16 protein-coding genes are annotated in these 15,619 nt (G+C 74.6%); 10 read left to right on the top strand and 6 right to left on the bottom strand.

Translation table 11 applies throughout. The annotated features are described in order from the left end of the window. Positions 1–67: 67 nt before the first annotated feature. Positions 68–1,999, top strand: coding sequence for a putative bifunctional diguanylate cyclase/phosphodiesterase (locus ACI79K_RS08020; RefSeq protein WP_456599438.1), 1,932 nt, complete (start codon positions 68–70; stop codon positions 1,997–1,999). A gap of 4 nt (positions 2,000–2,003) precedes the next feature. Here the strand turns inward: ACI79K_RS08020 and ACI79K_RS08015 are convergent, their stop codons facing one another. The 4 genes from ACI79K_RS08015 to ACI79K_RS08000 all read right to left on the bottom strand — a co-directional run bounded on the left by ACI79K_RS08015 (position 2,004) and on the right by ACI79K_RS08000 (position 5,124). After that, positions 2,004–2,393: a VOC family protein gene (locus tag ACI79K_RS08015; protein ID WP_456599437.1), complete on the bottom strand. Its 390-nt coding sequence runs from the start codon at positions 2,391–2,393 to the stop codon at positions 2,004–2,006. Further along, a complete protein-coding gene (locus tag ACI79K_RS08010) occupies positions 2,393–2,689 on the bottom strand; it encodes an ArsR/SmtB family transcription factor (RefSeq protein WP_456587710.1) in 297 nt (98 codons plus the stop codon). Before ACI79K_RS08010 ends, ACI79K_RS08015 begins: the two co-directional genes overlap by 1 nt. 67 nt (positions 2,690–2,756) lie before the next feature. Continuing rightward, positions 2,757–3,563, bottom strand: a complete 807-nt coding sequence (locus tag ACI79K_RS08005) for an SGNH/GDSL hydrolase family protein (protein ID WP_456599436.1) — start codon at positions 3,561–3,563, stop codon at positions 2,757–2,759. 136 nt (positions 3,564–3,699) lie between these two features. Further along, positions 3,700–5,124, bottom strand: coding sequence for a dihydrolipoyl dehydrogenase family protein (locus ACI79K_RS08000; protein ID WP_456599435.1), 1,425 nt, complete (start codon positions 5,122–5,124; stop codon positions 3,700–3,702). Between the two features lie 34 nt (positions 5,125–5,158). Between ACI79K_RS08000 and ACI79K_RS07995 the strand changes: the two genes are divergently transcribed. From ACI79K_RS07995 to ACI79K_RS07970, 6 genes are all read left to right on the top strand, one after another. Then, positions 5,159–5,671: a flavin reductase family protein gene (locus tag ACI79K_RS07995; protein WP_456599434.1), complete on the top strand. Its 513-nt coding sequence runs from the start codon at positions 5,159–5,161 to the stop codon at positions 5,669–5,671. Between the two features lie 151 nt (positions 5,672–5,822). Beyond that, positions 5,823–6,344, top strand: coding sequence for a sigma-70 family RNA polymerase sigma factor (locus tag ACI79K_RS07990; RefSeq protein WP_456599433.1), 522 nt, complete (start codon positions 5,823–5,825; stop codon positions 6,342–6,344). After that, a complete protein-coding gene (locus tag ACI79K_RS07985) occupies positions 6,328–7,425 on the top strand; it encodes a hypothetical protein (protein ID WP_456599432.1) in 1,098 nt (365 codons plus the stop codon). Before ACI79K_RS07990 ends, ACI79K_RS07985 begins: the two co-directional genes overlap by 17 nt. 19 nt (positions 7,426–7,444) lie before the next feature. Continuing rightward, positions 7,445–8,419, top strand: coding sequence for an ABC transporter ATP-binding protein (locus ACI79K_RS07980; RefSeq protein WP_456599431.1), 975 nt, complete (start codon positions 7,445–7,447; stop codon positions 8,417–8,419). Further along, entirely contained in the window at positions 8,416–9,261 is an 846-nt protein-coding gene (locus ACI79K_RS07975) for an ABC transporter permease (protein WP_456587717.1), read from the top strand. The genes ACI79K_RS07980 and ACI79K_RS07975 overlap by 4 nt, the downstream gene beginning before the upstream one ends. Positions 9,262–9,406: 145 nt before the next feature. After that, positions 9,407–12,010, top strand: a complete 2,604-nt coding sequence (locus ACI79K_RS07970; RefSeq protein WP_456599430.1) for a bifunctional FO biosynthesis protein CofGH — start codon at positions 9,407–9,409, stop codon at positions 12,008–12,010. A gap of 42 nt (positions 12,011–12,052) precedes the next feature. Here the strand turns inward: ACI79K_RS07970 and ACI79K_RS07965 are convergent, their stop codons facing one another. Next, on the bottom strand, positions 12,053–12,700 hold the full coding sequence (locus ACI79K_RS07965) for a DUF981 family protein (protein ID WP_456599429.1): 648 nt from the start codon (positions 12,698–12,700) through the stop codon (positions 12,053–12,055). A 188-nt stretch (positions 12,701–12,888) separates the two neighbouring features. On the opposite strand from ACI79K_RS07965, the gene ACI79K_RS07960 reads away from it, so the two are divergent. Both ACI79K_RS07960 and ACI79K_RS07955 read left to right on the top strand, forming a co-directional pair. Then, positions 12,889–13,626, top strand: coding sequence for a metallophosphoesterase family protein (locus tag ACI79K_RS07960; RefSeq protein WP_456599428.1), 738 nt, complete (start codon positions 12,889–12,891; stop codon positions 13,624–13,626). Positions 13,627–13,751: 125 nt separating this feature from the next. Continuing rightward, positions 13,752–14,258: a hypothetical protein gene (locus ACI79K_RS07955; protein ID WP_456599427.1), complete on the top strand. Its 507-nt coding sequence runs from the start codon at positions 13,752–13,754 to the stop codon at positions 14,256–14,258. A 34-nt stretch (positions 14,259–14,292) separates the two neighbouring features. On the opposite strand, the gene ACI79K_RS07950 is transcribed toward ACI79K_RS07955, so the two are convergent. Then, a complete protein-coding gene (locus ACI79K_RS07950) occupies positions 14,293–15,084 on the bottom strand; it encodes an SRPBCC family protein (RefSeq protein ID WP_456599426.1) in 792 nt (263 codons plus the stop codon). A 115-nt stretch (positions 15,085–15,199) separates the two neighbouring features. On the opposite strand from ACI79K_RS07950, the gene ACI79K_RS07945 reads away from it, so the two are divergent. Continuing rightward, positions 15,200–15,616: a hypothetical protein gene (locus ACI79K_RS07945; RefSeq protein ID WP_456587723.1), complete on the top strand. Its 417-nt coding sequence runs from the start codon at positions 15,200–15,202 to the stop codon at positions 15,614–15,616. Positions 15,617–15,619: the final 3 nt, after the last annotated feature.

The following is a 15,619-nucleotide window of genomic DNA, read 5'->3' as shown; positions in this document are numbered from 1 at the left end:
GGGACGATCACGACTCTCCGTGAACCGGTTCCGTCACTTCTCGCCTGCGATGCGTGACGCTGTCCGGGTGAGCCTCCCCGCACCCGAGATGCCCCGTTCCCCGGGCACGCCCGGCGGTGGCGCCGGGCAGCGCTTGCGGGCGATCGACACGCTGCTCGCCGACCGGGGCCAGCTGTTCCAGGCCCTGTTCCTCGGCGCTCCGATCGCCAAGGCCCTCGTCGACCTCGACGGGCACGTGCTGGTCGCCAACCCGCGGATGTGCGCCCTCACCGGCCGCACAGCCGAGAACCTGGCCGGCCGGCACATCGACCTGCTGGCCCACCCCGACGACCCGCCGGTGGGCGACCTCGGCCTGGAGCCCGGCCCGGGTGAGCCCGCGCTCGACCCGAACCTGCTGCTCGACGGCGAGCGCCGGCTGCGCCGCTCCGACGGCACGGAGCTGTGGGTGGTCCAGTCCCACGAGGTGGTGCGGCAGAACAACGGCACGGCGCAGTTCGTCGTCCTCTCGCTGGTCGACGTCACCGACCGCCGCCGCGCGGAGGAGGACGCCGTCCGCCGCGCGTTCATGGACCCGCTCACCGGCCTGCCCAACCGCCGCGCCCTCACCGACCGGCTGCGGCACGCCGTGGCGCTCTCCCGGCGCCGGGGCCTGCAGGTCGGCCTGGTGCACCTCAACATCGACCGGTTCCAGGCGGTCAACGACGCCCTCGGCCACGAGGCCGGCGACCTGCTGCTCAGCCAGTTCGCCGACCGGCTGCGGTGGAGTACCCGCGTCGAGGACACCGCCGTGCGCCTGGGCGCCGACGAGTTCCTGGTGGTCGCCGAGGACGTCGAGGACCTCGACGGGCTGCGCGCCCTGGCCGACCGCCTGCTGAGCGTGCTCGACGAGCCGTTCGTGGTGAGCGGCCGGGAGATCACCCTCTCGGCCAGCGTGGGCCTCACCCTCGGCGCCGACATGACCCCCGACGACCTGCTGCGCCAGGCGCAGAGCGCGCTGACGAAGGCCAAGGCCGACGGCCAGCGTGCCCGCATCGAGGTACACGAGGGGGCGCTCAGCCGCAGCGACGTCGACGCGCTGCAGCTGGAGACCGAGCTGCGGCACGCCCTCGACAACGACGAGCTGCGGCTGTTCTACCAGCCGATCGTGCACCTGGCCGACGAGACGCTGCTCGGCTACGAGGCGCTGATCCGCTGGCAGCACCCCACCCGCGGCCTGCTGCCGCCCGGCGTCTTCCTGGACGTCGCGGAGAACAACCGGCTGACCTCGAAGCTCGGCGCGTGGGTGCTGCGCCGCGCCTGCCTGGACGCCGCCACCTGGGCCGACGACCTGCGGGTGCACGTCAACATCTCCGCCCGCCACCTCGCCGAGGACGGTTTCAGCGAACTCGTCGCCGCGGCCCTCGAGGAGTCGGGGCTGTCACCGCAGCGGCTGGAGCTGGAGATCACCGAGTCGACGGCGCTCTTCGCCGCGGAGGCCACGCTGCACTCCGTCGCCGTCGTCACCGACCAGGGCGTGACGCTCGCCCTGGACGACTTCGGCACCGGGTACTCGGCGATCACCGCCCTGCACCGGCTGCCCATCCACACGGTGAAGATCGACCGGTCGTTCGTGGCCGACGTCGTCACCGAGCCCTCGACGGCGGCGCTCGTGCACGGGCTGCTGCAGCTCGGCCGCGGCATGGGCCTGCAGGTCATCGCCGAGGGCATCGAGGACCTCGACCAGGCAGCCTGGCTGCTCGACCACGGCTGCGCCATGGCCCAGGGCTACGCCTTCGGCCGCCCCGCCCCGCTGCCCAGCCCGGCGGAGGTGCTCATCGGCGAGGTCACCGAGGCCCCCGCCGAGGACGTCGCCGGCGAGCTGCTGCCCGAGCCGCCGGCGCCGCTCCCGCTCCCCCGGCAACGGCCGCCCTCCACCCCGCAGGGGCACGACGTCACCGACACCGGCCGGTTGTCGGCCCGCACGCTCTTCGACGAGCTCGCCGACCCCGACGAGGACTAGGTCCTCACTGCTTCATGGCGGCGAGCTGGATCAGGTTGCCGCAGGTGTCGTCGAGGACGGCGGTGACCACCGGCCCGAGGTCGGTGGCGTCCTGGGTGAACTCCACACCCAGGCCCTTCAGCCGCTCGACCTCGGCGTGCACGTCGTCGACGGCGAACTGGGTGAACGGGATGCCGTCGGCGACCAGCGCCTCCTTGAGCGGGCGTGCCGCGGGGTGGCCGTCGGGCTCCAGCAGCAGCTCGACGCCGTCCGGGTCGGCTGGCGAGACCACGGTGAGCCAGCGCGCCTCGCCGGCGGGCACGTCGGTCTTCGTCACGAACCCCAGCTTCTCGGTGTAGAAGGCGAGCGCCTTCTCCTGGTCGTCGACCCACACGCTGGTGAGGTGGATGCGCATCACGGTGTCGGTTCCTCTCGCTGGATCGGCCACCGCTCGACGATCGAGCGCAGCGGGCCCGTGTCGAGGTGGTGGAACTTGTACCGGCCCTGCCGCCGGGTGCGCACCAGACCGGCCTGCTCCAGCACCGCGAGGTGCTGGGAGATGGCCTGGCGCGAGGAGGCCAGCCCGTGCTTCATGGCCAGCCGGCCGCAGATCTCGAACAGCGTCTGACCGTCCCGGTCGTGCAGCTCGTCGAGGATCGTGCGTCGGGTCGCGTCACCGAGCGCCTTGAACAGCTCCGGGTCCGTGTCCACGGCTCAGTATCAGGCAAGTGCGCACTTGCCTGTCAAGAGGTTTCGTCGTCCGTGCCGGTACGGGGCGTCAGGGACGCGGGAGCGCCAGGGGCACGGGACGCTTGGGCGCCCGGCCGTCACCGGAGGACCGGCCGCGCAGCCGCCGGCCGATCCAGGGGGCCACGAAGCCGCGCACCCAGGCCGCCTCCTCGGCCAGGGCCGCCCGCAGCTCGCGCGGCGGCTGCGGCGGGAGCGGGGTGCGCCAGTCCTCGCCGTCGGCCCCGGGAAGGCCCAGCGCCGCAGCGGCGGCCAGCGCCATCCGGCGGTGCCCCTCGTCCGTCAGGTGGATGCGGTCGGTGTCCCAGAGCCGGAAGTCCTGGAGCCACTGCGCCCCCCACTGGTCCAGGACGACGGCGCCCTGGCGGGTGGCGATCGACCAGATGTTGGCGTTGAAGACGGCGATCTTGCCGCGGACCCGCCGCAGGATCGGGGTGTTGCGGGTGTCGACCGCGGTGGCCAGCAGCACGTCGGCGCCCGCGGCGCGGAGGCGGACGACGGCCGCCTCCAGCGTGGCGGCGAGCTGGTCCGGGTCGGCGCCGGGGCGCATCAGGTCGTTCCCGCCGGCGACCAGGCTGACCAGGTCCGGCTCGGCCTCGAGCGCCACCGGCACCTGCTCGTCGACGACCTGGTGCAGCAGCCGGCCACGGATCGCCAGGTTCGCGTACTCGACGTCGGCGTGCGGCGCCGCGGCCACGAGGTGCTCGGCCAGCCGGTCGGCCCAGCCGCGGAACTCTCCCGGGCGCTCGGGGTCGGGATCGCTCAACCCCTCGGTGAACGAGTCGCCGAGAGCGATGTAGCGGTGCCACGGGGAACGCGACGAACGGTCGAACTGCACGACGCAACTCCAGCACGGGCGCCGGCGCCGCCGTCGCGGGGGTGCGGCCGCCGCGACCTCCCGCCCCTGCACCGCGGTCGCGAGCCCAGCCGTACGCGCACGGGGCGGTGGCCACGGGGCTGGGGTGACGGGCCGCTCAGCCGCGGTAGGTCTCCAGCAGCCGCAGCCAGATCTCGCTGATCGTCGGGTAGGCCGGAACGGCGTGCCAGAGCCGGGCGATCGGCACCTCGCCGACGACGGCGATCGTCGCCGCGTGCAGCAGCTCGGCGACCGCCGGGCCGACGAAGGTCACGCCCAGCAGCACCTCGCGCTCGGTCTCGACGACCGCGATCGCCGTCCCGGTGTAGCCGTCGGCGAACACCGAGGCGCCCGCGACGCTGCCGATCGGGTACTCGACGACGCGGTGCGGCAGGCCGGCGTCCCGCGCCTCGGCCGCGGTGCGCCCGACGCTGGCGACCTGCGGCGAGGTGAACACCACCGACGGCGTCGCGACGTCGTCTGCGGTGGCCACGAACGGCGACCACGGTGCGGTGTCCACCTGCTCGCCGCGGGCCCGTGCGACGATCGCCGCCCCTGCCTGGCGGGCCTGGTACTTGCCCATGTGGGTGAGCAGCTGCCGGCCGTTGACGTCGCCGACGCCGTAGAGCCAGGGCACCCCCTCGACCTGCAGCGTGGCGTCGACGGGCAGGTACTCCCCCGGCTCCAGCCCGACGGTCTCCACCCCGAGGTCGGTGGTGCGCGCGGCCCGGCCGATCGCGACCAGCACCTCGTCCCCGCGGACCTCGCCGTCCGCCGTCGTCAGCACGACCTCGGTGCCGTCGCGGCGGGCGGCGGTGACCTCCGTGCCCAGCCGCACGTCCACGCCGGCTTCCCGCAGCGCGCCGGCGACGGCGACCCCCGCCTGCGGCTCCAGCCGCGGCAGCAGGCGGTCGCCGCGCTGCAGGACGGTGACCTGCGAGCCCAGCGCCTGCCAGGCCGTGGCCATCTCGCAGCCGACGTAGCCGCCACCGAGCACGAGCAGCCGGCCCGGCGCCTCCTTGGCGCTGGTGGCCTCGCGCGGGCCCCACGGGTCGACGTCGGCCAGCCCCTCGATCGGCGGGGTCGCCGCCGCCGACCCGGTGCACACGGCGACCGCGTGGCGGGCCGTCAGTCGGATCGCGGTCCCGTCCTCGGCGGTGACGACGACAGTCCGCTCGCCGTCGAGCCGGCCGGCGCCCCGCAGCAGGTCGATGCCGGCGCCCTGCACCCACTCGACCTGGCCCGAGTCGTCCCAGTGCGAGGTGAAGGAGTCGCGGCGGGCGAGGGTGGCCGCCACGTCCTGGTCACCGGTGACCGCCTGGCGGGCGCCGTCGACGGCGCGCGCCTCGACCAGCACCTCGGTGCCGCGCAGCAGCGCCTTGCTCGGCATGCACGCCCAGTACGAGCACTCGCCGCCCACCAGCTCCGGTTCCACCAGGACGGCCGACAGGCCGCCCCGGACGACGATGTCGGCGACGTTCTCCCCGGTGGACCCGGCCCCCAGGACGACGACGTCGTAGGTCCGCTCCGCTGCATCGCTCACCGGCTCATCCTGGTCATGTGGTCGACTGGCCGCCATGCCGGTCGACGCCCGCGAGTTCACCGCCGCCCTGGCCCAGTACGCCGCCGGGGTGTGCCTGCTGACCGTGCAGGACGACATCGACGACGTCGGGACGACGGTCAGCTCGGTCATGAGCGTCTCGGCCGCCCCCCCGCTGGTCGCCGTCGGCCTGACCGCGGGCGGCTACCCCGCCGAGGTGCTGGAGGCGGTCGGCCGCTGCGCGCTGACCGTGCTGGCCGCGCCGCACGCCATCGTGGCCTCCCGGTTCGCCTCGGCGGGGCGGCCCAGCGCGCGGCACCTGCTGGAGACCGTGCCCTGGACCCGGGCCGCCGGCAGCGGCGCCATCATCCTGAGCGAGGCGCCGGCCGCCCTGGACTGCCGCCTGGAACGGCTGGTCGAGGCCGGCGACCACGTGCTGGCGCTGCTGACCGTGGACGACGTGCCGGTGCTCAACCCTGACGCCCGCCCGCTGCTGCGACTGCGCGGGCGGTTCGTCGACGAGACGGGGGCCGCCGCCGGGCGCGGTTGAGCGACTGGTCGGAGGTCTCCGGGGCCGGTTGTCACATCCGCGGGCCCGGCGGTGCTATCCGTACATGGACCTCGTACGGCACGGACGGCCGGCACCGGCAGCCGTCCTGACTTTTCCCGGCGCGCTCGGCCGGGTCGGAGGGGCGGGCAGCGTGCCGGCAGCAGCGACCCGCGGTGCGGTGCGGCCCGACCTCGAGGAGGTCTTCCGCCGCGACTACCAGCGGGTCGTCGGGGTCGCCGCGAGGGTGCTCGGTTCCCGCGACCAGGCGGAGGACGTGGCGCAGGAGGTGTTCCTGTCCTTCGGCCGCTCGTCCGTGCCCGCGGCCGAGGCCGCCGGCTGGCTGTCGGTCGCCGCCGCGCACACCGCGCTGAACCTGATCCGCTCGGGTCGCCGCCGCGCCGCCCGGGAGGAGACGGTGGCCTCGGCCGCCGACCCCACCACCCCCGACGTGGCCGACGCGGTCCTCACCCTCGAGGACCGCAGCCGCGTCCGGGCGGCCCTCGCCCGGCTCCCCCGCACGCAGGCGACCGCGCTCGTGCTGCGCCACAGCGGCCTGAGCTACGCCGAGGTCGCCACCGCACTCGATCTGTCCCCCGGCAGCGTCGGCACCACCGTCCGCCGCGCCGAAGCCGCACTTCGCAAGGAGCTGAACCGCCATGCGTCATCCGAATGAGGGCGTCCTCCGCCGGCTGATCGACGAGCCGGCCGGGGTCTCCGACGCCGACCGCGCGCACGTCGCCGGCTGCCCGGTCTGCCTGCGCGCCCTCGACGACGCCCGCGCGGACGCGCAGCTGGTCGGTGCGGCGCTCGGCGGGTCCGACCCCGCCTCCGGCGCCGTCGACACCGACGCCGCGTGGGCCCGGTTCTCGGCCGCCTCGGCCCCGTCGACCGTGACCGCCTTCCGCCCGGCGCGCACCGCCGGCCGCAACCGCTGGGGCACGGCCGTCCGCCGTCCCGCCGTGGCGGCGCTCGGCGCGGTGGTCCTGCTGACCGGCGCCGGGGTCGCGGCCGCGAACGACTGGCTGCCGATCTTCCAGACCGAGCGCGTCGACCCGGTCGAGGTCACCGCCGCCGACCTGGTGCAGATCCCGGACCTCTCCGCCTACGGCGACCTCGAGTTCGCCGAGGAGCCCGAGCCGGAGCCGGTGACCGACGCCGAGGCGGCGCGGGAGCGCACCGGCCTCACCGTCCCGGAGGTCGCCGAGCTGCCCGCGGGCGTGACCGGCGAGCCTGCCTACCTGGCGGCCGACGTGGCCCGCGCGACGTTCACCTTCTCCGCCGCCAAGGCCGCGCAGGCCGCGGCCGCCGAGGGCGAGGTCCTGCCTCCCCCGCCGCCCGGGCTCGACGGCGCCCAGCTGCGGCTGGAGGCCGGCCCCGGGGTCGCGGCGGTGTGGTCGCAGCCGACCGGCGTGCCCAGCCTCGTCGTCGCCCGGGCGAACGCGCCGACGGTGCTCTCCTCGGGGGTGCCGTTCGAGACGGTCCGCGACTACCTGCTGTCGCTGCCCGGCCTCCCCGACGGCCTGGCCGACCAGCTGCGCGACCTCTCCACCGACGCCGCGACGCTGCCGCTGCCGGTTCCCGCGGAGATGGTGACCAGCTCGACGGCCGACGTCGACGGGGCGGAGGCGACGGTGCTCACCTCCCGCAACGGGCTCTTCGCCGGCGTCGTCTGGGTGGAGGACGGCGTGATGACCGGCGTCGCCGGAACGCTCAGCGCCGACGAGCTCCTCGACGTCGCCCGTGACCTCCGCTGACGCCGCTACCGTCCGCGGGGTGACCTCGAACGCTCCCGCGGCGGGCGGGCTCGACGACCTGCCGCCGTCGCCGGCGGTCTGGTGCTCCGGGCTGCGCAAGCGGTACGGACGCCGGACCGCCGTCGACGACGTCTCCTTCACCGTCGGCCGCGGCGAGGTCGTCGGCCTGCTCGGGCCCAACGGCGCCGGGAAGACCAGCGTCATCAAGATGCTGCTCGGCCTCGTGCGACCGGACGCCGGTGAGGTGCTGCTGCTCGGCCGGCCCGCGTCGGACCCGCGCAGCCGCAGCGCCGTCGGGTACCTCCCCGAGCTGTTCCGCTACCAGCCGTGGCTGACCGCGGCGGAGGTGCTCGACCTGCACGTGAAGCTGGCCCGCCTCGACGTCCCCGCCGAGGAGCGCCGCGCGTGCCTGGCGGCGGTCGGGCTGGCCGAGCGGAGCGGCGACCGCGTGGGGAGCTTCTCCAAGGGCATGCAGCAGCGGCTGGGGCTGGCGGTCGCCCTGGTCGCCCGGCCGCAGCTGGTCGTCCTCGACGAGCCGACCAGCGCGCTGGACCCGCTGGGCCGGGTGGACGTCCGCGACCTCGTGCTGGCGCTGAAGTCCCGCGGCGTCGCGGTCCTGCTCAACTCGCACCTGATCGGCGAGGTCGAGCGGGTGTGCGACCGGGTGGTGATCCTCGACAAGGGCCAGGTGGCGGCGTCGGGCACGCTCGCCGAGCTGCTCGGCCAGCGCGAGGTCCGGCTGCGGCTGGCCGACGTCGACGAGCGGGTCGAGCAGCGGCTCCGGGCGGCCGGCTCGCTGACCCGCAGCGGTGACTGGTTCACCGTCGCCCTGGTGTCCGAGGACGACGGCGTCACCGTGCCCGACCTGGTGCGCGACCTCGTCGGGCTCGGGGTCCGGGTGCACGCGGTCGAACCGGTGCGGATCAGCCTCGAGGAGCGGCTGCTCGCCGTCCTCCGGCACGACGAACCCATGCACCAGGAGCCGGCCCCGTGACCGTGCTGACGATCGCCGGGCTCACCCTGCGCGAGGCGTTCCGGCGCAAGGTCGTCTGGGCGCTGCTGATCCTGACCGTGGCGCTGCTCGCGCTCAGCGGCTGGGGCTTCTCCAGGCTCATCGGCCTGGACACCGAGCTCGGCACGCTCACCAGCGGCGAGGCCCGACTGGTCGCCTCCATGCTGATCAACCTGATCATGTTCGGCTTCAGCCTGATCGCGGCGATCGGCACCGCGTTCCTCGCCGGGCCCACGCTCGCCGGCGAGGTCGAGTCGGGCCAGGCGCTGGCGATGCTCGCCCGGCCGGTCCGCCGCTCGTCGATCCTGCTCGGGAAGTGGCTCGGCCTGCTCACCTTCGGCTGCGGGTACGTGGTGCTGGCCGGCCTGGCGCAGCTGCTCATCGTGCGCGGGGTGGTCGGCTACTGGCCGCCGTCACCCGCGGCAGGGCTCGCGCTGCTGGCGGCCGAGACGATCGTGCTGCTGACGCTGGCGCTGCTGCTCTCCAGCGTCGTCTCGCCGATGGCCTCCGGCATCATCGCCGTCGGGCTCTTCGGCGCCACCTGGGTCGCGGGCGTCGTCGGCGGCATCGGCGGCGCGCTGGGCAACGAGGGTGTGGAGCGGGTCGGCAGCGTCTCGCGGGTGCTGCTGCCCACCGACGGCCTGTGGCGCGGCGCCATGAACGCCTTCCAGGACCCGTCGGCGCTCGTCCAGCTGGGCCCCGAGGGCGGTTTCCCGTTCCTGGCCGATGCGCCCCTCACGCCGGTCTACCTGGCGTGGGCCGCGGTGTGGACCGCGGTGATCCTCGGGCTGACCGCGATGTCCTTCCAGCGCCGCGACGTCTGAGCAGTCCCACGACGGGACCACCGGATCACCCGCGCAAGCCAGTGCCTTGCCCACGCCTGTGGGCAGGGCACTAGCTCGCGCGGAAGGCCCCCCGGCCGGGGCGGCCCGACACCTCGTGGCCGGCGGGGCTAGCGTCGGACGCGCTATGAGCGCTGTGCCTGCACCCACCGAGTCCGCCGTCCGCCGCGCCCTGGTCCGCGCCGAACGGGGCGTGACCCTGGACGCGACCGAGGCGGAGACCCTCCTGCACGCCCGCGGCCTGGGCGAGGGCGAGCCGCTGGACCGGCTGCTCACCGCTGCCGGCCGGGTGCGCGACGCGGGGCTGACCAGCGCCGGGCGGCCCGGCGTCGTCACGTACAGCCGCAAGGTGTTCATCCCGCTCACCCACCTGTGCCGCGACCGCTGCCACTACTGCACGTTCGTGACGACGCCGGGGCAGCTGCGCAAGGAGGGCAAAGCGCCCTACCTCTCCCCCGACGAGGTGCTCGACATCGCCCGCGCGGGTGCTGCCCTGGGCTGCAAGGAGGCGCTGTTCACCCTCGGCGACCGCCCGGAGGACCGCTGGCCGGTCGCGCGCGAGTGGCTGGAGGCGCACGGCTTCGACTCGACGCTGGGCTACCTGCGCGCCATGGCGATCCGGGTGCTCGAGGAGACCGGGCTGCTCCCCCACCTCAACCCCGGCGTGCTGTCGTGGGAGGAGATCCAGCGGCTCAAGCCCGTGTCGGCGTCGATGGGCATGATGCTGGAGACGACGGCGACCCGGCTCTGGTCCGAGAAGGGCGGCCCGCACTACGGCAGCCCCGACAAGGAGCCCGCCGTCCGGCTGCGGGTGCTGGAGGACGCCGGGCGCTCCGCCGTCCCCTTCACCACCGGCGTGCTGCTGGGCATCGGCGAGGACTACGCCGAGCGGGTCGATGCCATCGGCGCGATCCGGGCCGCGGCGGCGCGGCACGGGCACGTGCAGGAGGTGATCGTCCAGAACTTCCGCGCCAAGCCGCGCACCGCGATGGCCGCGCACGACGACCTGGAGCTGCAGGAGTACGTCGCCGCGGTCGCCGTCACCCGGCTGCTGCTCGGCCCGAAGGCCCGCGTGCAGGCACCGCCGAACCTCAGCGACTCCACCGAGCTCGGGCTGCTGCTGCGCGCCGGCGTCGACGACTGGGGCGGCGTCTCCCCGCTGACCCCGGACCACGTGAACCCCGAGCGGCCGTGGCCGAACATCGACAAGCTGGCGGCGCTCACCGCCGAGGCGGGGTTCGAGCTGCGCGAGCGGCTGGCCGCCCAGCCGGGCTACGTGCTGCAGCCCGAGCCGTGGCTGGACCCGCGGGTGCGCCCGCACGTCGCCGCGCTGGCCGGGCCGGACGGGCTGGCCGTCGAGGGGCGCCTGCCGGCGGGCCTGCCGTGGCAGGAGCCCGACGAGTCGTGGACCTCCTCCGGCCGGGTGGACCTGCACGTCGAGGTGGACACCGTCGGGCGGACGACGGACCGGCGCAGCGACTTCGACGCCGTCTACGGCGACTGGTCGGAGCTGCGCGACCGCACGACGGCCGCCCGGGACGGCCGCTCCACCGCGCTGGCCGCGGGCGACCGGGAGGTGCTCGCCGCGCTGCTGCACGCCGAGCAGGACCCGGCTGGACTCACCGACGCCGAGTACCTTGCGCTGCTGGGCGCCGACGGCAGCGACCTCGAGAACCTCTGCGCGCTCGCCGACGCCGTCCGCGCCGACGTCAACGGCGACGACGTCACCTACGTCGTGAACCGGAACATCAACTTCACCAACGTCTGCTACACCGGCTGCCGCTTCTGCGCCTTCGCCCAGCGGCGCACCGACGCCGACGCCTACACGCTGTCGATGGAGCAGGTCGGCGACCGCGTGGACGAGGCGTGGGCGGCCGGGGCGACCGAGATCTGCATGCAGGGCGGCATCCACCCCGACCTGCCGGGCACCGCCTACTTCGACCTGGCGCGCGAGGTGAAGCGGCGGCAGCCGGGCATCCACCTGCACGCGTTCTCACCCATGGAGATCGTCAACGGGGCGGCGCGCACCGGGCTGTCGTTCCGCGACTTCCTCACCGGGCTGAAGGCCGCCGGCCTGGACTCGATCCCCGGCACGGCGGCGGAGATCCTCGACGACGACGTCCGCTGGGTGCTGACCAAGGGCAAGCTGCCGACGGCGACCTGGCTGGAGATCATCGGCACCGCGCACGAGGTCGGCATCCCGACGACGTCGACGATGATGTACGGCCACGTCGACACCCCCGCCCACTGGGTCGGGCACCTGCGCACGCTCGCCGCGCTGCAGGACCGGACCGGCGGCTTCACCGAGTTCGTGCTGCTGCCGTTCGTGCACCACAACTCCCCCATCTACCTGGCGGGTGTGGCCCGCCCGGGGCCGACGGTGCGCGAGAACCGGGCGGTGCACGCCGTCGCCCGGCTGCTGCTGCACGGCCGGGTCGGCAACATCCAGACCTCGTGGGTGAAGCTCGGCGACACCGGCACGCAGGCGGTGCTGCAGGGCGGGGCGAACGACCTCGGCGGCACGCTGATGGAGGAGACGATCAGCCGGATGGCCGGCAGCGAGAACGGCTCGCTGAAGACCATCGCCGAGCTGGAGGCGATGGCCGCCGCGATCGGCCGGCCCGCCCGCCAGCGCACGACCGAGTACGGCACGCCCTCGGCCGAGCGGATCGCCACCGCCCGCTCCGAGGAAGGCCGCGCCCGGCTCACCCTGTCGATCAGCCCGAGCTGAGCGGCGGGCGGCGGGGTTCCCCGCCACCCGCCTGCTCCGGGGCTACATCGTGTTGACGATCAGCCCGATGTGGGTGAAGTAGTTGAGCGCGCCGAAGAGCAGGAAGGCCAGGCCAGCGAGGCCCCACGCGGCGCTGACGACGGTCGCCACCGCCCCGACGCGGCGGGCGCGGAGCGCGAGCGGGAAGAGCACCGCACCCACCCCCACGAGGACGTAGAGCCCGGAGATGAAGACCGCCTCGACCATCGGGTGGTCGGCGAACTGACCGGAGATGGGCTCCTCCGGCGGCGCGGCGAACAGCGTGTAGCGGACCCCGGCGGCGGCGATGCCGAAGGAGGCCAGGCCGATGCCGACCACGAAGACCGACACGGGCAGGTAGGCCCGGCTGAAGGCCGCGAGCGCGTCCGGCGCCTCGCGGAGCGCCGTCCCCCGGCGCCACAGGTGCACCGCAGCGACCAGCATGAGGACCCCGAACGCGAGGGCCGGCTCCCCGAAGATGATGTTGTCGAAGGGGAAGTCGGGCGCCAGCGGCCAGGTCAGCGTCATGTGGGCGCCGGTGAGCGTGAGGATCAGCCCCAGCACCGCGAAGGCGAGCGCGTACCCCTCGGTGGGGGCCTCGCGCGGGTCCTTGAGCAGCTGGCGGCCGAGCAGCACCACCAGCAGCAGCCCTGCTCCCGCCGCCACGGACATGATCGTGTTGTAGGTGGGCAGCTGTTCCCAGTCGATGGTCAGCGTTCTTCCTCCCGGTCGGGGAGGCCGGCCCCGGCTGCTGGGGGCCGGCCGTGGGCGATGGGTGCACCAGGCAACCGTCCACCTCCCTAACCAGCGAGGACACCGGGAAACGATCTCCGCTGAACAAGATCGCTAGGGTCTCGCCCGTGCGCCTCGCCGCGGTCTCGGATATCCACGGCAACCTCCTTGCGCTGGAGGCGGTGCGCGCCGACCTCGCGCAGCGATCGGTGGACGTCGTGGTCAACCTCGGCGACCTGCTGTCGGGCGCCGTGCAGCCACGCGAGACCGCCGACCGGCTGGTGGAGCTCGGCCTGCCCACCGTCCGCGGGAACCACGAGCGCCAGCTGCTGACGTTCCCCCGTGCCCGCATGGGCGCCTCCGACCGGCTGGCGCACGACACCATCACCGACGCCCACCGGCGGTGGATGGCCGGTCTGCTGCTCACCCTCGCTCCGGCGCCGGGTGTCCTGGCCTTCCACGGCTCCCCCACCGACGACCTGGTCCACCTGCTGGACACCGTGACCGCGGAAGGGGCGCGCCCGGCCACGGAGGCCGAGGTCCTCGACCGGCTCGGCGGCTCCGCCGCGACCCCGCTGCTGCTGTGCGGTCACACCCACCTGCAGCGGGTGGTGCGGCTGCCGACCGGTGCCGTCGTCGTGAACCCGGGCAGCGTCGGCTGGCCCGCCTACGCCGACGACCACCCCTACCCGCATGTCATGGAGTCCGGGACCCCGCACGCCCGGTACGCCATCGCCGACGACTCGGGCGGGCAGTGGTCGACCGAGTTCCACGCCGTCGAGTACGACTGGGATCAGGCAGCGGCGCTCGCCGCGGCCAACGGCCGACCGGACGTCGCCAGGCAGCTGCGCACCGGCCGCGGCTGAGGACCGGCGGACCCGGGGGGGCGCCGGCGCCCGCAGCACCGAGCACCTCGACTGGTCTTCGGTCGGTGGCCCGATCGACCTATGGCCGATGTGCCGGCGGTCCCTGCGGCGGTTGGCTGTCCGGCGTGAGCAGCACCGACCGCCCCCGCGCCCGCTGGCGCCCCGTCCTGTCCTGGCTCGTCGGGTTCCTGACGCTCTACCAGGGCGTGGTGCCGCTGATCGTGCGGCCGCTGTTCGAGGCCGACCAGCGCTTCGCCGTCGCGCTCGCCCTGCCGTCGCCGTGGTGGTGGCTGGCCTGCGTGGGGATCATCGTCCTCGGGGTGGGTCTGCTGGCCCTGCTGCACCGGGGCGAGGAGCCCCCGCCGGCGGCCGCGCAGCCGGAGGAGCCTCGGGAGGAGACGGGCACCGAGGGCTACGACGCCCTGAGCGCTCTGGTGCTGCTCGCCGGCATCTACAACGGCCTCGCGCCGTTCGTCAGCCGCCTGCTCTTCGACGGCGAGCTGTTCCTCGCCTTCACCCTCCGCCTGCCGGCGCCGTGGTGGTGGATCGCCTCGCTCGCCGTCCTGGTGCTGACCGTCGTGCTGCTCGCGGCGATCGACCGGGCGAAGGAGCGGGCCACCGGCAGCCGGTAGCCGGTGGCCTCACCCCTCCCCGCATCGCCTGGGGTCAGCGCCTGGCACCACCGGTGGTCGGGTCGTCGTCCCGGCGTCCGGCGGCCGTGGCGCCCTGGGTGGTGTCCCCGACCTCGGATCCCTCGAGCCGCGCGTCGGCCGCCGGTACCTCCTCGACGACGGTCACCGGCGGCGAGGCAGGCACCTGACGCGACTGCTCGGTCTCCGAATCGCTCGTCGAGGTCCTCGAACCGGCCACGGCCGCACCGGCAGCGGCGACCCCGGCCACCGCGGCTGCGCCGGCGGCGACGCCCTTCGCCGAGAGCCCGGCCTTGCCGCTGTCGCCGCGCGACAGGGCCGCGTCCTCGACGCCGGGGGTGCCGGCGCGGACGCCGTGCTCGATCGACCCGCGCCACGCACCGCTCGCGTAGCCCTCGTCCTCGATGAGGGACTTGAACCGCTGCAGGTCCGACTTCACCTGGTGGCCCACGATGCCGAGCTTGTCGCCGGCCTGCTCCACCAGCCCCTCCGGCTCGTACTCCAGGCTCAGGTGGACGATCGTGGAGCCGGGACCGGCGGGTTCGAACCGGACGGCGCCGGCGTTGGTCGCGCCGTCCGTCGCCGCCCAGGCGATCTTCTGGTCGGGGACCTGCTCGAGGATCGCCGCATCCCACTCCCGCCGCACCCCGGCGATCTCGGCCACCCAGTGCAGCCGCCGGTCACCGCGCTGCTGGACCTCCTTGACGCCACTCATGAAGTGCGGGAAGTCCTCGAACTGCGTCCACTGGTCGTACGCCGTGCGTACTGGGACGTCGACCTGGATCGACTGCTCGACCTTGGTGCTCATCGTCGGTTGCTCCTCCGTCGTGGGACCTGCTCCGGCCCACCACCTACCCCGTCACGTGGTCGATGCACCTGTCGCCGCCCCCGGCGGACCCGGCGCCGACGGCTAGCCTCGGGCCATGGGCTACTTCGGCACGCTGGTGTACAGCGAGGGGCGCTGGCGCACGGGACGGCCGACCGCGGTGCCGTTCCTGATGGTCGACGTGCACGACAGCGACATCGCGACCGTCGACTACCGGGCGGCCGACGCGACCGGTGGCCGCTTCTTCCTCGGCTACGAGCCGCGCGTGTACTTCGACGAGCCGGATGCCTCCGCCCCCGTGGACGTCGACGCCGAGGCCGAGGGCTTCGCCCGGTGGGTGCGCGACGCCGTCGGCACCGAGGTCGAGCCGGCCGAGGTGCGTCGGCTGATGGCCTCCCCCGGCGGCGTGCCCCCGACAGACGAGGTGGTCGAGCAGACCGTCGAGCGGCTGCTGGCCGTCTCGGGCCTGCCGATCCCCGAGTGGCCCACCGACGACGACGCGCCGCCCGGCTGAGCC

This window comes from Blastococcus sp. SYSU DS0616 (assembly GCF_054051015.1).
The sequence above is the reverse complement of the archived record's forward strand: the minus strand, read 5'-3'. Positions and strand labels throughout refer to the sequence as shown.